The sequence below is a fragment of the Rheinheimera faecalis genome, assembly GCF_021290965.1.
Lineage (GTDB): Bacteria > Pseudomonadota > Gammaproteobacteria > Enterobacterales > Alteromonadaceae > Pararheinheimera > Pararheinheimera faecalis.
Genome location: NZ_JAJOYT010000002.1, coordinates 228,860 through 251,693 on the forward strand (window position 1 = coordinate 228,860; position 22,834 = coordinate 251,693).

A 22,834-nucleotide genomic window follows, 5' to 3' on the forward strand; every position below is an offset into this window, starting at 1 on the left:
TTTTCTCCATGATGTAGGAACCATGGCCAAAAACGTTGTCGTACTCGGAACCCAATGGGGTGACGAAGGAAAAGGAAAAATCGTTGACTTGTTAACTGACAAGGCAAGCTATGTGGTGCGCTATCAAGGCGGCCATAATGCCGGTCATACGTTAGTAATAGACGGTGAAAAAACGGTATTACATTTGATCCCATCAGGTGTTTTACGTGCAAACGTAAAATGTGTGATCGGTAACGGTGTAGTGTTATCCCCTGAAGCTTTATTAAAAGAGATGGCCATGCTGGAACAAAAAGGTGTTCCGGTGAAAGAGCGTCTGTTGTTGAGCGAAGCTTGTCCGTTAATCCTGCCTTTCCATGTGGCTTTGGATAAAGCGCGCGAAGTAGCCCGTGGCGATAAGCCAATTGGTACTACAGGTCGTGGCATTGGTCCAGCCTATGAAGACAAAGTAGCGCGTCGTGGTCTGCGTGTAGGTGATCTGTTTAATCCTGAATTATTTGCCGAAAAGCTGAAAGTTCTGATGGATTTACATAACTTCACTTTAACTCAGTACTACAAAGTGGATGCAATCGACTTCCAAACTACTTTAGACAACGCTTTAGCTATAGCTGACGTGTTAAAGCCTATGGTAGTAGACGTAACCGATTTACTGGATAAAGCCCGTAAAGCCGGTAAAGAAATCATGTTTGAAGGTGCCCAGGGTACTTTATTAGACATTGACCACGGTACTTACCCGTACGTGACTTCGTCTAACACAACAGCTGGTGGCGTAGCTACCGGTGCTGGTTTTGGCCCACGTTACTTAGACTATGTGTTAGGTATTGTGAAAGCTTATACCACTCGTGTTGGTTCAGGCCCGTTCCCAACAGAACTGGGTTGTGAAATCGGTGAACATTTAGGTGTCAAAGGCCATGAATTTGGCGCAACCACTGGCCGTAAACGCCGTTGTGGTTGGTTTGATGCTGTTGCAGTGAAACGTGCTGTGCAGTTAAACAGTATCTCTGGATTCTGCTTAACTAAGCTCGACGTTTTAGATGGCTTAGATGTCGTCAAAATTTGTATTGGCTATAAAGCAGCTGACGGTTCTATCACTGACGTGCCTCCAATGGCAGCTGAAGGTTATGAAATCGTCACTCCGGTATTTGAAGAAATGCCGGGCTGGACTCAAAGCACTTTTGGTGTCCAGAAGCTGGAAGACTTACCAGTAGAAGCTCGCAACTACATTACTCGTCTGGAACAGATCACTGGTGTACCTATTGATATTATTTCAACAGGCCCGGATCGTATTCAGACCATCACGCTGCGTCATCCATTTGCCGTTTAATCACGGTAAATAGAAAAAAACGCTGCCATGTGCAGCGTTTTTTTATCCTCGTCGTACTTACTGCCGCAGCGTTGTTGACTTCACGTCCTCGCCCCAGTCACATAGGACTACTATGCTCCTGGGGACTAGAACTCTTGTCGCCTAGCTGCAACAGCAATTACTTAGAGGATTGCATCCATGATGGCCCTTGTGTCGTTGGCTATTTTGCGCTGCGAACTAAACAGGATATGCTGGTGTCAGAACACTGTCTTTTGTGATGGCCTGATTTTTGTATGTTTTTTATCTATCAGTGTATAAATATCGATGGCCCGGGGTAACTATGAAGTTTTGTTTTTTAGCCTTAAGTTCAGTTCTTGTGCTGCTTAACTTGCCTGTCAAAGCGCAGGAAGTGGCAGTAGTACAGCTTTATACTCAGGACGAACTGCTGGATTTAATTAAACAAAATGTACATTTACAGCGGGTGCAAAAAGACGAATGCCAACTGGTCAGTGATATCCAGGCCAGAGCCGATGTGATGAAAGTGCCGGCTTATCAGTTTTTATATGGCGATATGCTGGCCTTTGGCGTCTGTGTGAAAAAAGATGTCGAACGGGGCTGGGATTTAATGCAACAAGCTGCGTCTCAGGGCTTACCTGAAGCGCTGGAGCAAGTAGGGCGTTATTATCATACGGGCCGTTTTGTTCAGCAGGACAACAGCAAAGCTGTGGTATATCTACGTGAAGCTGCAGGTTTAGGCAATTTAAAAGCGCAGATGCGTTTTGCCCAAATGCTGATTAAAGGCGACGCCAGTCCTTTGGATATGGAAGATTGTTACCGTTGGCTGCATCACTCTGTGATCGCCGACACAAAAACGCACCAAGAGGTGCAACAGCTGTTAGCTCAGCTGGCGAATAAAATGCCGGGTGCTGCGCTAACGAGGGCCAAAAGGCCATTGTAGTGAAAAATTCACCTGCGACTGCTACACTGCAGGCTGAATTAGTGAAAAAGAGAAAACATGACGGTCAAAGATCCGCATCTTGCGCGTGAGCAAGAAAAATATGAAAACCCCATCCCTAGTCGGGAATTTATCCTCGAACACTTAAAGCAGCGGCAACAACCTGCCTACTTTGAAGAGTTGGCCGCTGAATTAAAGCTGACAGACGATGAAGCGATGTTTGCGCTGAAAAAACGTCTGCGCGCCATGGAACGTGACGGCCAGTTGCTGTTTAACAAAAGCAAACGCTATGGTCTGGTCGACGACCTGGATTTAGTTAAAGGTACTGTGTTAGGACACCGCGATGGTTTTGGCTTTTTAAAGCTGGAACAAGGTGGTCCAGACTGGTTTATTCCTAACTTTGAAATGAAACGTCTGCTGCATGGCGACGTGGTGCTGGCATCGAAAAGCGATTTTGCCAGCCGTGACAAAGTGGAAGCCCGTATAGTCCGCATTTTAGAAGCCCGTAATGAACCTATAGTTGGCCGTTACTTTAAAGATTTTGCTTTAGGTGTTGTGGTACCAGATGATCCACGTCTGAGCCAGGACATTGTGATACCACCAGGTGAAGAAGGCGCAGCGCGTCATGGTCAGGTGGTATTGGTTGAAATCAGCCAGCGTCCAAGCAAAAGAGTCAATGCGGTAGGTAAAGTGATTGAAGTGCTGGGCGAACATATGGCGCCTGGTATGGAAATCGAAATCGCTATTCGTAACCACCAGATCCCCCACGAGTTTTCTAAAGCTGTTGAACAGCAAGTGGCGGGTTATGGCACCGAAGTACCAGTAGAAGCCAAAGCTGGCCGTGTTGATTTAACTCAATTGGGTTTAATCACCATAGATGGTGAAGATGCCCGGGACTTCGATGACGCGGTTTACTGTGAACGCAAAGTCGATGGTGGCTGGCATTTATGGGTCGCTATAGCGGACGTAAGTGCTTATGTACTGCCTGATACTCCGCTGGATAAAGAAGCGCTGGAACGTGGTAACTCGGTGTATTTCCCGGACCATGTAGTTCCTATGCTGCCTGAAGTGTTATCCAACGGTTTATGTTCACTGAACCCACATACAGACCGGCTTTGTTTTGTTGCTGAAATGCATATCAGCAAACAAGGCAAGCTGGATGGTTATCAGTTTTATGAAGCCGTGATGCACTCCAGTGCACGTCTGACGTACAACAAGGTTCACGCCATTTTAGAAGGTGATCCGAAGTTACGTCAGCAATACGAAGCCAACTTAACCAATATCGATAACCTGTATTCGCTGTATAAACAAATGGCGAAAGTACGGGCCGAGCGTGGTGCTATTGAATTTGAAACGGTCGAAACCCGTTTTATCTTTAACAGCCATCGTAAAATTGAACAGATAGTGCCAATTCACCGTAACGAAGCGCATAAGATCATTGAAGAATGTATGATTTTAGCCAACGTTTCAGCCGCTAAGCTGATTGAAAAACATGAAGCTTTTGCCTTGTTCCGTGTGCATGAGCGCCCGGATGGTGATCGTTTTGCCAACTTCAGACGTTTCCTTGCCGAATTAGGTATTGAAGCCAATCTGCCGGTAGAGCCAACACCTTTGGATCTGATGCTGACTTTGCAAAAACTGCAGGACAGACCTGATAAAGAGCTGATTGAAACTACGATGCTGCGTTCAATGAAGCAGGCTGTGTATCAGGGCGACAACTTAGGTCACTTTGGTCTGGCGTTAGAAGCTTATGCGCACTTTACCTCGCCTATTCGTCGTTATCCGGATCTGGTGTTGCACCGTGCTATTAAAGCTATTTTGCAAACTCAGGGTCAGAAAGTGACTGGGCCTAAAGGCTACACTGAAAAACAAATTCACCCTTTGGGTGAACAATGTTCGATGACGGAGCGCCGTGCTGACGATGCAACCCGTGAAGTAGCAGACTGGCTGAAATGTGAGTATATGCAGGATCACATTGGCGACAGCTTCAAAGGTGTGGTGTCTACCGTCACTAACTTTGGTTTGTTTGTCCGTATTAGCGACTTGTATATCGAAGGTTTAGTGCATGTCACCTCGTTGCAAAACGACTATTACCACTTTGATACTGAACGTCAGGTGCTGAAAGGTGAGCATAGCAATGTGCAGTACCGTATGGGCGATCTGATTGAAGTCAAAGTGTTGGCGGTGAACCTGGAAGCGCGCAAAATTGATTTAGGCATAGTGGGCATGGAAAAACGCACTACGTCCAATCGCAAAGTCAGCGCCAGTAAAAAAGCAGCAATGACACCAGCGGAAGAAAAAGCCTCGATGCGCAAAAAAGGCGCCCGTAAAGCCGGTGTTGAGCAAACAGCTCCGGGTAACGCGGGTAGAAAGCCAGCAGGTAAAAAGCCTGCAGCGAAAAAGCCAGCGGGAAGCAAACCATCGGCAAAAAGTCCTGCAGCGAAAAGCCCTGCAGGTCCAAGGCCAGGTAAAGCACCGCGTAAGCGTAAGTAGCAAAAGCAATAGGCTGGTGTTTTTGCTACACTAGCCGACAGTTAAACTGAGCCCGGTGTTGCCGGGCTCGGTCATTTTTAAAGAGGTTGCGATGAGCGCAGATTTTGTATTTGGTATTCATGCGGTAAGTGCGTTATTTGAACGTGCGCCGGAAGATGTTCTTGAACTTTTTATCTTAAAAGACAAAGACGATCAGCGTTTACAGCCGTTGCTGAAATTCGCCCGTGATTTTGGCGTCTCAGTGCAGTACTGCAACCGCCGAGCTTTAGATGAAAAGGTCAATGGTGCGCAGCATCAGGGCGTGGTGGCAAGAGCCCGCGCTCAGCAAACCGGCACCGAACAGGATTTAGCCCGTATTATCGCTGAGCAATCCAGTCCTTTTATTCTGATTTTAGATGGCATTACCGACCCACATAACTTAGGTGCTATTTTACGTAGTGCTGATGCGGCTGGAGTGCATGCAGTGGTCGCTCCTAAAGACCGTTCAGTCAAAGTGACTCCTGTGGTGCGTAAAGTGGCTTGTGGTGCTGCTGAAGTAGTGCCTTTTATTACGGTGACTAACTTAGCCCGCACTATTCGTGAGTTAAAAGACGCTGGTATTTGGGTGGTAGGTGCTGCCGGTGAAACCGACACCACTATTTATCAAACCAAGCTGAATGGCCCTCTGGCAATAGCTTTAGGCGCTGAAGGAGATGGTTTACGCCGTCTGACCCGAGAGCATTGTGATTCGCTGATGAAGATCCCAATGTTTGGTTCAGTCTCGAGCTTAAACGTATCGGTCGCAACTGGTATCTGCTTATTTGAAGCTGTGCGTCAGCGCCAGTAAAAAAATGGGGTCAGATCACATTGTTAACCGTTAACAATGTGATCTGACCCCATTGTTAGTTTTACCCTTGACTTAAAAGGGCTGGGTCTAATAACTTCTCTAACTCTGCTCTGCTGTAACTGGTTTGTTCCACTGCGACATCAATCACAGGTCGTTTTTCTTTGTACGCCTGCTTGGCAATATCTGCTGCTTTTAAATACCCAATCAATGGATTGAGTGCAGTCACCAGAATAGGGTTACGCGACAAAGCTTCATCAATCTTGTCTTTTTGCACAGTAAAACCCGCTATGGCTTTTTCGCCTAAGGCAGAGCTTGCTGAACTTAACAGCTCCAGACTTTGTAAGATGTTATGGGCTATGACGGGCAACATCACATTCAGCTCAAAGTTGCCCGACTGCCCAGCCACTGTAATAGTGGCATCGTTGCCAATCACCTGAGCCGCCACCATAGCCACAGCCTCAGGGATCACCGGATTGACTTTGCCTGGCATAATGGAAGAGCCGGGTTGCAGCGCAGGCAGGGCTATTTCGCCTAAACCTGCTAAAGGGCCAGAGTTCATCCAGCGTAAGTCATTGGCGATTTTCATTAAAGCCACAGCCAGCACTTTGGTCGCACCTGATAAAGCCACAATAGAGTCTTGCGAGCCTAAACTTAAAAAGAAGTTGGAGCTGGGTCTGAATTTTAAACCTGTCTGGTCGCTTAGCTTCTGACAAAACAAGGCAGCAAAATCCGGATGGGCATTAATACCAGTACCCACAGCTGTGCCGCCCTGAGCTAAAGCTAATACCTGTTGCTGGGCAAACTCCAGTTGCTGCCGTGCATGGGCAATTTGGGCCTGCCAGCCGGATAACACCTGAGCAAAAGTCACAGGCATCGCATCCATTAAATGAGTGCGGCCAGTTTTGACGATATGCCCAACCTCTTGAGCTTTAGTGGCTATCACAGCTTCAAGCCTGACCAGCGTCTCAATTAACTGATTATTGGCAACAGCAGCACTTAAATGAATAGCGGTTGGGATCACATCATTGCTGCTTTGGCCCAGATTAATATGATCGTTAGGGCTAATAGCCAGGCCTGAACTTTTGCCGGATAAGGTCGCCAGTACTTCATTCACATTCATATTGGTGCTGGTGCCAGAGCCCGTCTGAAACAGGTCGATAGGGTAGTGCGCCATATCCAGCCCGAGCAGTTGTTGCTCTGCAGCAGAATTGATCGCCGAAGCAATCTGTGGTTCCAGTAATTTCAGCTCAAGATTGGCGGCCGCTGCAGCTTGTTTAACTCTAAGTACAGCTTTAATAAAAGCCGGAGGCATCGTCAACTGACTGATTTGAAAGTTATCCAAAGCCCGTTGCGTTTGCGCCTGATACAAGGCCTCTGCCGGCAATTGTACTTCACCCATACTGTCGCGTTCTATTCTGAAACTCATGGCTTTACTCCTGTATATTTCTTGCTCAATTGGAAATGTTATGGGGGCTTTTCCGTAAAATAGCAATATCCCCGGAAAATTCACGCTATAGCCTGATAAAAATCAGTGTTGCTGCTTGTTTTAGCATCAAGAAACCCCTAGAATACCGCCCCTTCGGCCATCCAGAACGTTCCTTGCCTCTATGCGAGTCTGGCCGAGCTCACCCGAGGCTAACTAACCGTAAGGAGCTACAATGCGTCATTACGAAATCGTGTTTATGGTTCACCCAGATCAAAGTGAACAAGTTCCAGGAATGATCGAGCGTTACACTGGCGCGATCAAAGAAGCTGGTGGTTCAATTCACCGCTTAGAAGACTGGGGCCGTCGTCAATTAGCTTATCCAATCGAAAAGCTGCACAAAGCTCACTATGTTCTGATGAACGTAGAAGCGCCACAGGCAGTAATTGACGAGCTGGAAACTAACTTCCGCTTCAACGACGCTGTATTGCGTAACCTGATCATGCGCACTAACACTGCCGTGACTGAGCCATCACCAATGGCCAAGGTACGTGACGAACGTCGTGACCGTGCTCCTCGTGATTCAGATGAGCTGGTAGCAAACGACGAGTAATTTGCAGATGGACAATAGCCTGGTTGTGACTGGCACTATATGCCGTCAGGTCGACCACAGCGAAAGTCCGGCCGGTATTCCTCACAGTTATTTAGTGATTGAGCACCAATCGGTGCAGCAGGAAGCCGGTTTTAACCGTCAGGTTTATGTCAGACTACAAGTAGTCTGTGCAGGGGCCGGGTTAGCGCAACAAACTCACAATTTGAAACTGGGAAACAAAGTTCGGGTGACAGGTTTTTTAAACCGGCATCAGAGCCGCAGCGGTCAGTCTAAACTGGTGTTGCATGCCCAACAGATTGAAATATTAAGTTAGGAGAAGTTTCATGGCTCGTTATTTCCGTCGCCGTAAATTCTGCCGTTTCTCTGCAGAAGGCGTGATTGAGATCGATTACAAAGATACAGCTACGTTAAAAAATTATGTCACTGAAAGTGGCAAAATTGTCCCAAGCCGTATCACTGGTACCAGCGCTAAGTATCAACGTCAATTAGCTCGCGCTATCAAACGCGCCCGCTACCTGGCCTTGTTACCATACAGCGATTCACATAGCTAACAGCGACTGGTTAAACCGTATACAGAGAGGGTATTACAATGGAAATTATTCTGTTGGACAAAGTTGCTAACCTTGGTGGTTTAGGCGACAACGTAACTGTTAAATCTGGTTATGCTCGTAACTTCTTATTCCCACAGGGAAAAGCAGTTCCAGCTACCAAAGCTAACATCGAAAAATTTGAACAGCGTCGTGCTGAGTTAGAAGCCAAACTGGCTGAAACTTTAGCAACTTCTCAAGCTCGCGCTGAGAAGATCGCTGCTCTGGCTGAAGTAACAGTTGCTTCTAAAGCTGGTGACGAAGGCAAATTGTTCGGTTCAGTTGGTACACGTGATATCGCTGATGCTATCACTGCTGCAGGTGTTGCAGTAACGAAAGCAGAAGTGAAGTTACCTAACGGTACTATCCGTGAAACTGGCGAATTCAACATCGCACTGCAGTTACACGCAGAAGTAACAGCTACTATCAAAGTAGTAGTGGTTGCTGAGGCTTAATAAGCCTTTTGGGCACACAGTTTTGTGTGCCCAATCCCTTCCCGCTTTACCTTCGCTTTGCACTAAAAAAATTCCGCTTTACTGATTTTTCCAAACCTTGATACATGCTTTAATGGTAGGCTATCGCTCCCATGCAGAGCTGTTATACCTTGGGTATACAAGCCTGTCGCAATTTCTAGAATTTCTGGTGTTATGGACAATAAGCAAAGAGATAAACAAGTCGCTGCGGTAAAAATGCCGCCACATTCCATTGAAGCCGAGCAATCTGTCTTAGGCGGCTTAATGCTGGACAATGATGCCTGGGACAAAGTCTCGGAAAAGGTGGTGGAGCAGGACTTCTATTTACGTTCACACCGCTTTATTTTTTCCGCCATGTCGCGGGTGGCTGAAGCTAACCAGCCGATCGACTTAATTACTGTTTCTGAAACCTTAGAACGTAGTCAGCAATTAGCTGATGTGGGTGGTTTTGCTTATTTAGGTGAAATTGCCAAAAATACCCCAAGTGCTGCCAATATTCTGGCTTATGCCGACATAGTGCGTGAGCGCGCCGTGGTGCGGGATATGATTTCAGTAGCGCATGATATTGCCGATGCTGGCTACGACCCACAAGGCCGTAACAGTGCTGAGCTTTTGGACTTCGCTGAGACTAAAGTATTTAAAATTGCTGAGCAGCGCGCCAACTCGAATGAAGGCCCTGAGCCTATCAACAGTATTCTTTCGAAAACCATAGATAAAATAGACGAGCTGTTCCGTAACCCAAGCGCTGGTGGTTTAACCGGTGTATCAACGGGTTATATGGATCTGGATAAAATGACCAACGGTATGCAGCCGTCGGATCTGATCATAGTGGCAGCCCGTCCTTCTATGGGTAAAACCACTTTTGCGATGAACCTCTGTGAACATGCCGCCATTACCAGCGACAAACCCGTGCTTATTTTCAGCTTAGAGATGCCGTCCGAACAAATTATGATGAGGATGCTGGCGTCTTTAGGCCGTATTGACCAAACCAAAGTGCGGACAGGTCAGTTGGACGACGAAGATTGGGCGCGTTTATCCTCAGCCATCGAACTTCTGAACAGCAAAGGCAAAATGTATATCGATGACGCCTCGGGCTTAACACCTACTGAAGTCCGTTCCCGTGCCCGTCGTGTGGCCCGTGAACATGGTGGTCTGAGCATGATCATGGTCGACTACCTGCAGCTGATGACAGTGCCTGGCTTATCGGAAAACCGGACTTTAGAAATCGCCGAAATTTCGCGTTCACTCAAAGCGTTAGCCAAAGAGTTAAAAGTGCCTGTGGTTGCCTTATCGCAGCTAAACCGTAGTTTGGAACAACGGGCCGACAAACGCCCTGTGAACTCCGACTTAAGGGAATCCGGTTCTATTGAGCAGGATGCTGACTTAATTATGTTTATCTACCGTGATGAGGTTTATCACGACGACAGCCCGGATAAAGGCACGGCCGAAGTTATTATAGGTAAACAGCGTAACGGCCCTATAGGACGTATTCGCCTGACCTTCCATGGCCGCTATTCACGTTTTGACAACTACGCAGGTACTGCCCGTTTTGAGGACGAGTATTAATGAGTCGTCGTCCACAGGCCCGCATTGATTTAGCGGCCTTATTGCATAATTTACAACAAGTCCGTGCTGCAGCCCCGAATAGCAAAGTGCTGGCGGTATTAAAAGCCAATGCCTATGGCCATGGTTTATTGAAAGTGGCCGAACAGCTAAAAGATGCCAGTGCTTTTGGTGTGGCCCGTATCGATGAAGCCTTGATGCTGCGCGCTGGTGGCATAGTCAAACCTATAGTACTGCTGGAAGGTTTTTTCCATGCTGACGAACTACCACAAGTGGTTGCCAGTAACTTGCAGGTCGTAGTGCATCATCCAAGTCAGGTTGAGGCACTAGTTGCAGCTGAATTGGATTCACCTGTGCATGTCTGGCTGAAAATGGACAGTGGTATGCACCGCTTAGGCTTATTGCCGGAGCAGTTTCTGCAGGCTTATCAGCAGTTGTGTCAAAGCCCGAATGTGATCCAGCCGATGCGGCTGATGACGCATTTTGCCAGCGCTGATGAACTGATGGTTGATAGCACCCAACAACAGATCGATCTCTTTATGAAAACTGTTGAAGGTTTGGCAGGCGAGCTTTGCCTGGCCAATTCTGCCGGCACTTTGGCCTGGCCACAAAGCCATGGTCATTGGATCCGTCCTGGTTTAGCTTTATATGGTGTTTCGCCAATGGAGCTGGGCAGAGCAGAGCAGCATCAGTTAAAAGCTGTGATGAGCTTTAGCAGCAGCGTGATTGCAGTGCGTGATGTGAAGCAAGGCGACAAAGTGGGGTACGGTGGTACCTGGACTGCGCCTGCTGATACCCGCCTGGCAGTTGTAGCTGTTGGTTATGGTGATGGTTATCCAAGAGCGGCCAGCAATGGCTGTCCTGTACTGATTAAAGGTGAGCGGTATCCTATTGTTGGTCGTGTCTCTATGGATATGACGACAGTAGATATTGGCAATGCTGATGTGCAGATTGGTGACGAAGTGCTGTTATGGGGCGCTAATTTGCCGGTCGAAGAAATTGCAGAGCAGGTGCAGACTATTCCTTACGAGTTGCTATGCAATATCACCAGCAGGGTCGAATTCCGCTATCTGGAATGAAATTGGGGTCAGATCACATTATTGGTCTGGCCAATAATGTGATCTGACCCCGTTAATTATTCGTCGAAGCTGACTTCAATAAATACTTTGCCGAAGTCTGAATCAAATGGCATCAGAATTTTCGCACCAGTGGTTTTATGAGTGATGGTGTGGCCTTTACCTGATACGACAACAGGGGTCGCCATACTGAATTCATGGCCTTTTTCACCCAAAATACGTTTAGCGCCACCAGTGACCATATTAGTGATTTCACCCACCATATCGGTGACGTCTTCATTAATTTTGTCAGGCCGTTCACCTAACATTCTGGACATGATTTCCAGCGCTAAAGATTCTTCAAAAGTGACTGAGAACGACCCTTTAGTGGTTGGGCCTATCATACCAATCAAACCTGATACTTCACCGCGAGCCTGTTCGTCTTTCTTTAATCGTGGCTGTCCTGGCACAATTTTAGTATTGGCCATGGTACCTAACACATTGACTAACGAAGAGAGAAACGGATTTACATACTCAACATTCATTTAATTAGCCTGTTCGGAGTCTGGACCTGATTGCATTGCCAACTTCAAGATTAGGTGGCTATGTTGTATAACACAAGTCTAGCTTATTGTTTTGGTATGAATTTTTCTAAATTATTTACAATTTTATGCTGTTCTGGTCACTAAAATAGCCAGTGTGACCAGAAGGCGTCAAGCGGATTCAGTCGTTTGACGCTTTTTTCAGACAGCTTTGGCAACTTCCATGAGCTTCCACAGTTTGTCTTTGAATTAAAAAGCCTTTTTCTGAGGCTAATTTAACAAATTCCTGCTGTAACGGGGACGAATGTAATTCTTCCACATGACCACACTGATCACAGATTAGTAACTGCGCCGGGTGATGCTGTTCAAAGTGATGGCAAAGCAAAAAAGCGTTGGTGGATTCAATTTTATGAATAAAACCCTGTTCTGTCAGAAAATCTAAAGCCCGATAAATAGTGGCAGGTTTAGCCGCTGGCTCACTGGCTTTTAATTGTTCCAGTAATTCATATGCACCAATACCACCGTGTGTGTCCGCCAATAAACGAAACACTTTTTCACGAATTGTGGTAAAGCGCGCACCATTCACATCACAAATATGGCGGGCCCTGGTGACCAAAGATTCAATCGACATAACTCAGCTCACTCTCGTAGCAATGGCGGCAGTTTATCACATAAGTTTGTCCGCTCCAGCTTTTGAGTGGGGATTTCCTGATACAAAACAGAAGTTAAGAGTTTATCCGGCTGGAATTAGTCCATTTGGGATCTGTTGGTATTTTTTTGTTTTATGTCTTGTCGTTAATTTATGGTTAATGGAGCTCTTGTTATTATGTGCTAAGGCAACTAACATGCCGCGCGCCCGAATTCAGCTTGTTACCAAAGGGTAACAAATGATTACAGTCAGCTCTGGGCACAAGCATAAACTAATGAGCAACTTTGCATGTTGAAACAGCGTCCCATGGTTAATCCGACAGTTATTCCAAAAATTATTCATTATGTTTGGGTGGGTAATTCACCAAAATCAGAATTGGCTTTGCGTTGTATTGCCAGTTGGAAAAAGTATTTGCCGGACTATCAAATCATTGAATGGAATAACGAACGTCTTGCAACCCTGAACAACCGTTATGCCCATGAAGCTTTTGCGGCAAAGAAATGGGCTTTTGTATCAGATTATCTGCGTCTTTATGCTTTGCACCAAATGGGCGGGTTTTATTTTGACACAGACTTAGAGTTGACTGCAGATTTAGACTCCTTCCGTCAGCATGGTTTTGTCACGGGTTTTGAAAGCTTTAAAGGCCGTACAGCGCCGGTTACAGCTATGATGGGAGCAGTTCCTGGTCATGCGATTGTCCAGCATTTGTTGAGTGCTTACGATACAAAATCATTTTATAAAGCAGATGGCTCAGAAGATTTAACACCAAATACCGGACTTATCAGCGATTTATTTGCCCGCGACTTTGGTTTGCATAAACCTTACCGTGGCGATCAGCTTTATCAGCTGTCAGCCGATGCCTATATTTATCCTAGCTATTACTTCTGTACACCAGAGGCAGGTAAAGAAAACTTCAGTATCCATCATTTTAACGGCTCCTGGTTTGAAGAATACAGCCGGAAATTGCTGGTGTATCTGGCAGGTTATCAATTACTGCGGTTAAAACGGAATAAAATCCGTACCGGCGAGTTGCCGTTAAAAAATGGTGAAAGAAAAATAGCACTTTTTGAGCTGAGTTCGCGTTACAGCTTGTTGCTGCTGAAATCTCAGGCCTGATCCCCACTAAAACTTGTTTTGTCTTGAGCTTTACGCTGAAATGCCTGGCCGTCTGGGGTATACTCGCGCGATTTTTCTACACTCTGTATTCATAACCTGTATTCAGAGCTGTAGAAAGCAGCAGATTAACCAGATGGCAGCCGTTTTATGATGAGTTCGACTACTTCCCCTTCAAAGCCTGTGATTATGGATCACCGTTTCAGCATTGCCCCTATGCTGGACTGGACGGACAAACATTGTCGCTATTTCCATCGGTTATTGTCTGAACATGCGGTGCTTTATACCGAGATGGTGACCACAGGCGCCATCATATATGGTCAGGGCGATTATCTGGCTTTTAATGAAGAAGAGCATCCTGTGGTAGTTCAGCTGGGTGGCTCTGATCCTAAAGATATGGCGCACAGTGCCAAGCTTTGCCAGGAAAGGGGTTACGACGCTATCAATATCAACGTAGGTTGCCCATCGGACAGAGTGCAAAACGGTATGTTTGGCGCTTGCCTGATGGCCAAACCTGAATTGGTCGCCGCTTGTATCCATGAAATGCGCTCTGTGGTGGATATTCCTGTCACAGTAAAAAGCCGTATAGGTATTGATGATCACGACAGCTATCAGTTTTTAGTGGATTTTGTTGGCACTATTGCAGACTCTGGCTGTAACCAGTTTATCGTGCATGCCCGTAAAGCCTGGTTGAGTGGTTTAAGCCCTAAAGAGAACCGCGAAATTCCGCCACTGGATTACGAACGGGTGTATCAGCTGAAAAAAGATTTCCCGCAGTTAGATATCTCCATCAATGGTGGCGTTAAAACACTGCAGGATTGCTTGATTCATTTGCAGCATGTGGATGGTGTAATGGTGGGCCGTGAGGCCTACAGCAACCCGTTGATGCTGGCGCAAATTGATGCAGCTATTTATAACAATCCACGGGCAGTGCCAACGCCGCATCAGGTGGTTGAGCTGATGTTGCCTTATATTGAGCGTCAAATGGCGCAGGGCGCGCGTTTCTGGCATATAGCACGGCATATGCTGGGCTTGTTTCAGGGCGTGCCAGGAGCCCGTTTATGGCGCCGGCATTTGAGTGAAATTGGCCACTTACCGACCAGTGGTCCACAAGTGATGCTGGACGCGCTGAAAAAGGTGCCCCAGCTTTAACAGTGTGAATATCAAATATTCAAAAAGTGGTGAATTTCACCACTTTTTTGTTTTTAGCCTTTTGGTGTTTTATTGGTAAATCGGTTGAATTTATTTTAAGTTCATAATTATCAATGGCTTAAAAATTAATTTCAGTATGGCACGCACCTTGAAATAGAGATAGTGAACTTCACTACTCATTAAGGAGCGCGACCATGAAAACACTTGCTACGTTAGTCCTTGTTACCGCTGCAGCTTTTGCTGCTACCCCATCAGTACAAGCCAATGAACTGAGCTTACCTTCAGTCAATACACAAGCTGTCAGCGCTTTTGCGGCTGAACTGATGAACCAGCAAATGGCTGAGTTAAAAGTTGCGATTGTGGAGCAAAGCCAAAAAGCTCTGGCCGAACTGGCAACCACTTTAGTGACCACCACCGAAACTGAAAAAGAAGCTGTAATCGCAGTAGCTAAGGTGGACTAAGGATGCTGAGCTTAACATTAGGGTTGTTGGGTCTGTTTTTATTGCCCGTAGTTAGTGTTGGCCTGGTGTCTGTGATATGGCATTGGTTATTACCGCCGTTCGATATTCCTGGCTCAACCCGGTTTTAAGTAGTACCGGGTTTTGTTTTTTTAAGTCCCTTTCTGCTTTCCTGTTTGCACCTGTCGATCCCTTTATATCTGCCAATTTTTAAACTCTTCTGTAGTGCCATCCTGCTGCATTTGCACGCCTGAATTTAGCCATAATTGCCTGTTTTTAAATTAACTAAAAAGTGGTTAAAAATACTACTTATGTGTTTTGGATAAAATTTGAGCTATAAAGTTTTGTTGTTTTGTTTCTTAAAATAACCATTAAAAACAATGATTTAAAATTTATTTTCAAGTTGGCATAACAGCTGCAATACATAGATATCAGCAGATGAACTGATGATGAATTAAACCACTAACTAAGGTTGAGGAGAGTCAAAATGGAAATAGCAGCACTGATGGTTGTATTAGCTTGGTTCGGCATAGTAGGCAGCTGGGCTGCAGACGAAGTCTAAATAGCAAAGCGCTGGTGAGCATCAGCAAAAGCACAAAACATAAACAAAGGTTAGGAGAGTCAAAATGGAAATAGCAGCACTGATGGTAGTTTTAGCCTGGTTCGGCATAGTAGGCAGCTGAGCTGCAGATGAAGTCTGAATAGCAAAGCGCTGGTGAGTATCAGCAAAAGCACAAAACATAAACAAAGGTTAGGAGAGTCAAAATGGAAATAGCAGCACTGATGGTAGTTTTAGCCTGGTTCGGCATAGTAGGCAGCTGGGCTGCAGATGAAGTCTGAATAACAAAGCGCTGGTGAGTATCAGCAAAAGCACAAAACATAAACAAAGGTTAGGAGAGTCAAAATGGAAATAGCAGCACTGATGGTTGTATTAGCATGGTTCGGTATTGTTGGCAGCTGGGCAGCAGACGAAGTCTGAATTGGTTTAGCCGGTTTAGGGAGGAGCAGGACATGTTATTAATTATTATCAACATTGTCGTGGTCTGGGCTTTAGCTGGTTTGATGTGGATGCTGGATAGAGCTGTAATTAATAAAGTTGGGGAGTAAGAACATGAGTATAGGCAGAGACAAAAGCGCCTGGTTTGTGAACAAGGCTAAACGTAAAATTTCAGGTGTGTGCGCAGGTTTTGCGGCTTTTTATGAACAGCCCATCTGGTTAGTCCGCGCAGTTGTGGTATTGCTGGCGTTCTGTTTTCCGGTTGCTGTAGTGGTAGCTTATATCGCAGCTGCGTTAATACTGCCAGAACGTTGGGTGTACTAATATGAGCTTGCAAAAACAGGCGACCTGGTGGGCAGGTCGCCTGTAGAGATGGTAAGTTGTTATAACTTTAAACTTTCTTCCGCGCCGTTAAGCGCACCCATTCTTCTTTGACTGCTACCGGGTCAAACTCAAATTCTGCCGCATAAGCATCGATCACCGACTGAGCCTGACTTTCCAGAATACCGGACAGCGCCAGTAAGCCACCAGGTTTGACGTAAGCACTGATAATGCCAGAAAGCTGTGCAAGTGGGCCGGCCAGAATATTCGCCACTACCACATCTGCTTGTAATGAAGCAGGTTGATCTTTGGGTAAATACAACTCAATTTGTTGCTCTACACCGTTACGGGTAGCGTTAGCGAGGCTGGATTCAATAGCTTGAGGGTCAATGTCGATACCAACCACACGCTTAGCACCCAGCTTTAATGCGGCAATGCCCAAAATGCCTGAGCCACAGCCAAAATCGACCACTAAACTTTGCGACAATTCCTGCGCATCCAGCCATTCCATACAAAGTGCTGTAGTTGGGTGAGTACCAGTACCAAAAGCCAAGCCAGGGTCGAGCATCACGTTCACTGCCGTTGGGTCAGGAATATCACGCCAGCTTGGGCAAACCCATAAACGGTTACCAAAACGGATAGGGTGGAAGTTATCCATCCATTCTCTTTCCCAGTCTTTGTCTTCCAGTTGTTCCAGCTTGTACTGAACACCGTTTTTGAAAATGGCGGCTTTTTCCAGCTGACGCACCACTTTGTCCATTTTGTGTTCGGCATCAAACAAACCCACTACCACAGTGTTTTCCCAATACAAGACTTCACCCGGCAGAGGTTCGTAAATAGGGGTGTCTTTGGCGTCAACAAAACTGACAGCTTGCGCCCCCCAGCTCATCAGCATATCGCTGACCTGCTCGGCTTGTTTTTCAGTGCTGTTTACGCGTAATTGGATCCACGGCATGGCTTTGCTCTTCACTCTCTGGAATTGGGCGCGAATTGTAGCAGTTTGGCGGCGTAAAATCAGCGCTTCGGTGGCGCAAAAAGCAAAGCCACCGTGAAGGTGGCTTTGGTTCGGGCACGCAGGCAACAACGCTGCGGCTTCAAGTACGCCGGCAAGACCAATACCCAAAGTAATTGATGTTGCAGCTAGGCGACAAGTGCTTGAGACCCCAGGAGCATAGTAGTCCTATGTGACTGGGGCTCGGGCGCGCAGTCAACAACGCTGCGGCTTCAAGTACGTCGACAAGACCAATACCCAAGGTAATTGATGTTGCAGCTAGGCGACAAGAGCTTGAGACCCCAGGAACATAGTTGCCTATGTGACTGGGGCTCGGGCACGCAGGCAACAACGCTGCAGCTTCAAATACGAAGGGGATTTATTTCAGGCCGAGTTTATGTTCCAAATAGTGGATGTTAGTTCCACCTTTATTGAAGTTCTCGTCTGTCATAATCAGCTTGTGCAGTTCAATATTGGTTTTGATCCCACCGACCAGCAATTCGCTTAATGCATTACGCATACGGGCTATTGCGATATCACGGTTTTCACCGTAAGTGATCAGCTTGCCAACCATTGAATCGTAGTTTGGCGGCACTGTGTAATCAGCGTAAATATGCGAATCCCAACGCACACCGTTGCCACCTGGTGGGTGGAAGCGGGTGATGGTGCCTGGCGACGGAATAAAGGTCTTGGCATCTTCAGCGTTGATACGGCATTCCACAGCATGACCACGGATCACAATGTCTGACTGCTTAATGCTCAGTGGCATACCAGAGGCGATGCGCAGCTGCTCTTTAATCAAGTCCACACCAGTGATCATTTCTGTCACTGGGTGTTCTACCTGAATACGGGTGTTCATTTCGATGAAATAAAACTCGCCGTCTTCAAACAGGAATTCAAAAGTACCAGCACCACGGTAGTTCAGGTCGATACAAGCCTGCACACAACGGGCACCGATAAAGTTACGCAGTTCAGTTGTAATACCTGGAGCTGGCGCTTCTTCCACTACTTTCTGGTGACGACGTTGCATAGAGCAGTCACGTTCACCTAAGTGAATGGCATTGCCCTGACCGTCAGCCAGCACCTGAATTTCGATATGACGTGGGTTTTCCAGGAATTTCTCCATGTACACCATGTCATTACCAAAAGCAGTGCCTGCTTCGTTTTTGGTCATCGCAATAGATTCAACCAATTCGTCTTCGCTGCGCACTACACGCATACCACGACCACCACCACCACCAGCAGCTTTAACGATAATCGGATAACCGATACGCTTAGCTATGGCTTTGTTGACTTCGTCGTCGTCGCCTACAGCGCCGTCAGAACCTGGTACACAAGGTACACCGGCTTTTTTCATCGCTTCAATGGCAGAAACCTTGTCACCCATTAAACGGATAGACTCAGGACGTGGGCCGATAAACACCAGACCACTTTCTTCCACTTGCTGCGCAAAGTCAGCACGTTCAGCTAAGAAACCATAACCTGGGTGAATAGCCTGGGCATTGGTCACTTCAGCTGCGGCAATCAGCGCAGGAATATTTAAGTAACTTTGTGGTGACGGCGCAGGACCAATACAAATGGTCTCGTCGGCCAGCAGCACGTGTTTCAGATTACGGTCTACTGTGGAATGCACAGCTACCGTTTTGATACCGAGTTCTTTACACGCACGTAAAATACGCAGTGCAATTTCACCCCGGTTGGCGATCAGTACTTTTTCTAGCATGAGTCTGCCTTTTAACTTATTCGATCACAAATAATGGCTGGTCAAACTCAACCGGCTCGCCGTTTTCTACCAGAATTTGTGTCACCACACCGGCCTTGTCAGACTGGATCTGGTTCATCATTTTCATCGCTTCGATAATACACAGGGTGTCGCCCACTTTAACGCTCTGGCCCACTTCAACAAAAGATTTAGAAGTAGGAGATGCAGCGCGGTAGAACGAACCTACCATAGGTGAACGCATCTGGTGGCCTGTGACTACCGGCTTGGCAGCTTCAGCAGGAGCGGCGGCAGCAACTGGTGCTGCCGCTGGAGCTTGTTGCATTGGCGCAGCAGCATAGTGCATAGGAGCATATTGTTGCATTGGGCCATTGCGGCTGATACGAACGGATTCTTCGCCTTCAGTAATTTCAAGCTCGTTAATGCCTGATTCTTCCAGCAGTTCGATCAATTTTTTAATTTTTCTGATATCCATGACGTAGTTGCCTAATTAATTTGATGGAATGGTTGATAAGGACGACACCGCCGATTCCAGTGCGTAGTGGTAGCCTTTGGCACCTAAACCACAAATCACACCTTTGGCGATATCGGATAAATACGAGTGACGACGGAATTCTTCCCGCGCATGTACATTGGACAAATGCACTTCAATAAAAGGGATAGCCACGGCCAGCAGCGCATCACGAATCGCCACGCTCGTATGGGTATATGCGCCCGGGTTGATAATAATAAAGTCCTGTTGTCCTAAACTTTGCTGAATAGCGTTGATGAGCTCATGTTCGGCGTTAGATTGCAGATGAGTCAAAGTGGCATTCAGCTCTTTGGCACGAAGAGTTAATGCATCAACAATTTGCGGTAAAGTCGCGGCGCCATAAATTTGAGGCTCACGTTTGCCTAACATATTTAAGTTAGGGCCGTTGAGCAGCAAAATACGTAAGTTTGTAGACATATAGCGCGAATATCCCGTCATTTTTATTGATTGCTAAATACCCTGCGTACTTGAAGCTGCTGCTTTGTTGACTGCGCTATTTCGCCCCAATCACATAGGACAACTATGCTCATGGGGACTCTTTCGCTTGTCGTCGCGCCGCAACTCCAATTACTTTGGTTATATATTGCCGAAGGCATAAAGCAATTGCATCTTTTTTGTTCAGCGACCAGCTGTCGCTGCAGATTTGCCGCTTATTATAGTGAAATCGTTGCAAATGGCAGCAAAATACTGGTCTTATCAGCAGAACGGAACTTTTTTACGAAGTTGAAACTGAAGTGGGGAAATTCAGGCAAAGTCAGAGCCAGTCTGACTTTGCCGTGAGTAGCGCGGAAATTTTTACTGCAGTATTGGGCCTAAATGGGCACTAAAATCTTTCGGCCCCATGAAGCCAGTGATGCGAGATTGCGTTAATTCGCTGCCGTTTTTGTCAAATAACAGCAAAGTTGGCAAACCTAAAACCTGAAAATGATCCAACAATTGCTGATCCTGATCGGTCGCATGGGTTACATCAACCTTAATTAACGTAAATTGCGCCATTAAACTTTTCACTTCGCCATCGGCAAAAGTGATGTGCTCAAACTCTTTACAGGCCACACACCATTCGGCGAACAAATCTACCAGCACAGGTTTACCTGCCTCGGCTGATTTTTTCACTTCCTGTTGCAGCTCATCCAGAGTTTTCACCAGTTTAAATTCAGTGTTTTGTGTTTGAGTGGCTTGCGTCGTTGTAACTGTAGTTCCAGGCAACCAATACCATAAGTTTGCACCTGTAGTGCCAAGCACTATCACTAATGCCAGCATCCAACTGATACTTTGGCCTGTGGTGCCTGCAGAGAGCTGCTGCGATAAGCGGTGTAAATACACGGCTAGCATTAACAAAACTAGAGTTGCAGCAATCACCACCACATAAGCAGGCAGGAAACGGCTAAGTAACCAGACTGGCACTGCTAATAACAGGAAACCAAAGCTGGCTTTAACCACATCCATCCAGGCGCCAGCTTTTGGTAAAAACTTACCGCCAGTACTGCCTAAAATCAGCAAAGGTAAACCCATACCCATACTTAAGATATACAGCGTTAAAGCGCCTAAAGCTAAATCGCCGGACTGAGCTACATATAAAAGTGCTGCTGTCAGTGGCGCAGTAGTGCAAGGGGAGGCAACTAAACCTGATAACAAACCCATCAAAGCCGCGCCTTTAATGCTGCCACCTTGTTGTTTGTTGCTTAAACTATTCACCTTGTTTTGCCATTTTTCCGGCAGGCTTAAGTTAAATACGCCAAACATAGCCAAAGCCAAAGCGACAAATAAAATGCTGATGGCAACTAAGACGATGGGGTGTTGAAAGTAGGTCTGGAACTGCAAACCTAAGCTTGCGACCAATAAACCCAATAAAGAGTAGCTGACCGCCATACCCTGCACATAAGCCATAGACAAACTAAAAGCGCGTTTGCCGGATAACTGCTGGCCTTGCCCTACAATAATGCTGGTTAAAATCGGATACATAGGGAATACACAAGGCGTAAAAGCCAAACCTAAACCCAGCAGGAAAAACAAAAATAGTGCTTTGACTGTGCTGTCAGTTTGTAGTTTATCTAACAGTTGCAGCTGCTCTGAAACAGGAGCTGTAGAGGTTGTTGAAGTATTCGCTGTAGAGTTATCAACTATACCTAAAGCGGCTGCGGCATCTGCAGTACTGGCACTCGCCGCCGGGCCTTCGTCAACTGCTGGTGCTATTAATGGAATATCCAGCGTTTGCACCGGATAACATAAACCTGCTTCTGCACAGCCCTGGAAGCGCACTTTGAGCATGGCTTCAGAACCTAATTGGCTCAGCGGAATATCCAATACCACCTGATGGAAATAGACTTCGGACTCACCAAAGTATTCATCTTTAATCATCACGCCTTTTGGATACTGCGGATGGGAAAAGGCCGCATCTATACCCACAAACTTAAATTTGTCTTTATACAGGTAGTAGCCGTCCGCTATGGTAAAGCTGACTTGTAATTTCGCCTGGCCTGTTGAATCGTCCTGCTGACGGAAATCCATCACAAAAGCCTGCTCTACCGGCAGAAACTGCGAACCTTGCTGCAAGGCGGCCAGCGCATTGGTACTTTGGGCCTGGCTTATAAAAGAGAGACTTAACAGCAGGCTAAATAAAAAACTCTTAATCACGACTTGTTACCTCTTGAACCCACTGTAAATAGGGGGCGAATACTTGTTGCGCGGCAATGGCAATAATTTCAGGCACTTGATACGGGTGTAAAGCACAAATGGCCTGTTCAATTTCGATAAAATCTTCTTTTCTGGCTTTAATTAACAACGGAATTTCAGTGCTTTGTTCAAGTTTGCCCTGCCAGACATAATGCGATTGCACCGCAGGCAAAACGTTAACACAAGCCGCCAGTTTTCGCTCCAGCAGCTGCTGAGTTATGCGCTCTGCCACCTGTAAATCAGGACAATTGCATAAAATCAGTTCCATCATCATGGCGATATCCTCTTTGTCACGGCAAACAAGACCTGCGAAGTACTGGTTTTGTTGCACAAAATACTGTGTTTGCACAAAAACTAAGCAGAAACACTCGAAAGCGCAAAATTTTTAGAAAATAGCC

At 46.4% G+C, this 22,834-nt stretch carries 24 protein-coding genes; 15 read left to right on the forward strand and 9 right to left on the reverse strand.

Going from position 1 to position 22,834, the window contains the following annotated elements; all coding sequences use genetic code 11:
- Window positions 1-22: 22 nt before the first annotated feature.
- From LSG34_RS04715 to rlmB, 4 genes are all read left to right on the forward strand, one after another.
- Window positions 23-1,321: an adenylosuccinate synthase gene (locus LSG34_RS04715; protein WP_233007665.1), complete on the forward strand. Its 1,299-nt coding sequence runs from the start codon at window positions 23-25 to the stop codon at window positions 1,319-1,321.
- Between the two features lie 319 nt (window positions 1,322-1,640).
- Entirely contained in the window at window positions 1,641-2,258 is a 618-nt protein-coding gene (locus LSG34_RS04720) for a tetratricopeptide repeat protein (RefSeq protein ID WP_233007666.1), read from the forward strand.
- 57 nt (window positions 2,259-2,315) lie between these two features.
- Window positions 2,316-4,748, forward strand: coding sequence for a ribonuclease R (rnr, locus tag LSG34_RS04725; protein WP_233007667.1), 2,433 nt, complete (start codon window positions 2,316-2,318; stop codon window positions 4,746-4,748).
- 91 nt (window positions 4,749-4,839) lie between these two features.
- Window positions 4,840-5,574 (forward strand): 23S rRNA (guanosine(2251)-2'-O)-methyltransferase RlmB, encoded by a 735-nt coding sequence (gene rlmB / locus LSG34_RS04730; RefSeq protein ID WP_233007668.1) that lies wholly within the window; start codon window positions 4,840-4,842, stop codon window positions 5,572-5,574.
- Between the two features lie 61 nt (window positions 5,575-5,635).
- Here the strand turns inward: rlmB and LSG34_RS04735 are convergent, their stop codons facing one another.
- A complete protein-coding gene (locus tag LSG34_RS04735; protein WP_233007669.1) occupies window positions 5,636-7,000 on the reverse strand; it encodes a class II fumarate hydratase in 1,365 nt (454 codons plus the stop codon).
- A gap of 232 nt (window positions 7,001-7,232) precedes the next feature.
- On the opposite strand from LSG34_RS04735, the gene rpsF reads away from it, so the two are divergent.
- The 6 genes from rpsF to alr all read left to right on the forward strand — a co-directional run bounded on the left by rpsF (window position 7,233) and on the right by alr (window position 11,312).
- Complete coding sequence (gene rpsF, locus LSG34_RS04740) at window positions 7,233-7,610, forward strand: 30S ribosomal protein S6 (protein WP_008899550.1); 378 nt, start codon at window positions 7,233-7,235, stop codon at window positions 7,608-7,610.
- Between the two features lie 7 nt (window positions 7,611-7,617).
- Window positions 7,618-7,923 carry a primosomal replication protein N gene (gene priB, locus LSG34_RS04745; protein WP_233007670.1) on the forward strand — a complete coding sequence of 102 codons (306 nt, stop codon included), beginning with the start codon at window positions 7,618-7,620 and terminating at the stop codon, window positions 7,921-7,923.
- A 10-nt stretch (window positions 7,924-7,933) separates the two neighbouring features.
- Window positions 7,934-8,161: a 30S ribosomal protein S18 gene (gene rpsR / locus LSG34_RS04750; RefSeq protein ID WP_008899548.1), complete on the forward strand. Its 228-nt coding sequence runs from the start codon at window positions 7,934-7,936 to the stop codon at window positions 8,159-8,161.
- A 38-nt stretch (window positions 8,162-8,199) separates the two neighbouring features.
- On the forward strand, window positions 8,200-8,652 hold the full coding sequence (gene rplI / locus LSG34_RS04755) for a 50S ribosomal protein L9 (RefSeq protein ID WP_233007671.1): 453 nt from the start codon (window positions 8,200-8,202) through the stop codon (window positions 8,650-8,652).
- Window positions 8,653-8,844: 192 nt separating this feature from the next.
- Window positions 8,845-10,236, forward strand: a complete 1,392-nt coding sequence (gene dnaB, locus LSG34_RS04760) for a replicative DNA helicase (RefSeq protein ID WP_233007672.1) — start codon at window positions 8,845-8,847, stop codon at window positions 10,234-10,236.
- Entirely contained in the window at window positions 10,236-11,312 is a 1,077-nt protein-coding gene (alr, locus tag LSG34_RS04765; RefSeq protein ID WP_233007673.1) for an alanine racemase, read from the forward strand. The genes dnaB and alr overlap by 1 nt, the downstream gene beginning before the upstream one ends.
- A 56-nt stretch (window positions 11,313-11,368) precedes the next feature.
- Here the strand turns inward: alr and LSG34_RS04770 are convergent, their stop codons facing one another.
- Window positions 11,369-11,833, reverse strand: coding sequence for a chemotaxis protein CheX (locus tag LSG34_RS04770; protein ID WP_233007674.1), 465 nt, complete (start codon window positions 11,831-11,833; stop codon window positions 11,369-11,371).
- A 178-nt stretch (window positions 11,834-12,011) separates the two neighbouring features.
- Entirely contained in the window at window positions 12,012-12,461 is a 450-nt protein-coding gene (locus tag LSG34_RS04775; protein ID WP_046520098.1) for a transcriptional repressor, read from the reverse strand.
- A gap of 306 nt (window positions 12,462-12,767) precedes the next feature.
- Here LSG34_RS04775 and LSG34_RS04780 point away from each other — a divergent pair, with 306 nt between their 5' ends.
- From LSG34_RS04780 to LSG34_RS04795, 5 genes are all read left to right on the forward strand, one after another.
- Window positions 12,768-13,595 (forward strand): glycosyltransferase family 32 protein, encoded by an 828-nt coding sequence (locus LSG34_RS04780; protein WP_233007675.1) that lies wholly within the window; start codon window positions 12,768-12,770, stop codon window positions 13,593-13,595.
- A gap of 147 nt (window positions 13,596-13,742) precedes the next feature.
- On the forward strand, window positions 13,743-14,744 hold the full coding sequence (gene dusA, locus LSG34_RS04785) for a tRNA dihydrouridine(20/20a) synthase DusA (RefSeq protein WP_233007676.1): 1,002 nt from the start codon (window positions 13,743-13,745) through the stop codon (window positions 14,742-14,744).
- 194 nt (window positions 14,745-14,938) lie between these two features.
- A complete protein-coding gene (locus tag LSG34_RS04790; protein ID WP_233007677.1) occupies window positions 14,939-15,205 on the forward strand; it encodes a hypothetical protein in 267 nt (88 codons plus the stop codon).
- A gap of 2 nt (window positions 15,206-15,207) precedes the next feature.
- Entirely contained in the window at window positions 15,208-15,333 is a 126-nt protein-coding gene (locus LSG34_RS20720; RefSeq protein ID WP_264345516.1) for a hypothetical protein, read from the forward strand.
- A 980-nt stretch (window positions 15,334-16,313) separates the two neighbouring features.
- A complete protein-coding gene (locus LSG34_RS04795; protein ID WP_127020206.1) occupies window positions 16,314-16,523 on the forward strand; it encodes a PspC domain-containing protein in 210 nt (69 codons plus the stop codon).
- Between the two features lie 67 nt (window positions 16,524-16,590).
- Here the strand turns inward: LSG34_RS04795 and prmA are convergent, their stop codons facing one another.
- From prmA to cutA, 6 genes are all read right to left on the reverse strand, one after another.
- Entirely contained in the window at window positions 16,591-17,475 is an 885-nt protein-coding gene (prmA, locus tag LSG34_RS04800) for a 50S ribosomal protein L11 methyltransferase (RefSeq protein WP_147902975.1), read from the reverse strand.
- 415 nt (window positions 17,476-17,890) lie between these two features.
- Entirely contained in the window at window positions 17,891-19,234 is a 1,344-nt protein-coding gene (gene accC / locus LSG34_RS04805; RefSeq protein ID WP_233007678.1) for an acetyl-CoA carboxylase biotin carboxylase subunit, read from the reverse strand.
- A 16-nt stretch (window positions 19,235-19,250) separates the two neighbouring features.
- On the reverse strand, window positions 19,251-19,706 hold the full coding sequence (accB, locus tag LSG34_RS04810; protein WP_008899124.1) for an acetyl-CoA carboxylase biotin carboxyl carrier protein: 456 nt from the start codon (window positions 19,704-19,706) through the stop codon (window positions 19,251-19,253).
- A gap of 15 nt (window positions 19,707-19,721) precedes the next feature.
- Window positions 19,722-20,180, reverse strand: a complete 459-nt coding sequence (gene aroQ / locus LSG34_RS04815; RefSeq protein WP_233007679.1) for a type II 3-dehydroquinate dehydratase — start codon at window positions 20,178-20,180, stop codon at window positions 19,722-19,724.
- 378 nt (window positions 20,181-20,558) lie between these two features.
- Complete coding sequence (locus tag LSG34_RS04820) at window positions 20,559-22,397, reverse strand: protein-disulfide reductase DsbD (protein ID WP_233007680.1); 1,839 nt, start codon at window positions 22,395-22,397, stop codon at window positions 20,559-20,561.
- On the reverse strand, window positions 22,390-22,785 hold the full coding sequence (gene cutA, locus LSG34_RS04825; RefSeq protein ID WP_233007681.1) for a divalent-cation tolerance protein CutA: 396 nt from the start codon (window positions 22,783-22,785) through the stop codon (window positions 22,390-22,392). The genes LSG34_RS04820 and cutA overlap by 8 nt, the downstream gene beginning before the upstream one ends.
- Window positions 22,786-22,834: the final 49 nt, after the last annotated feature.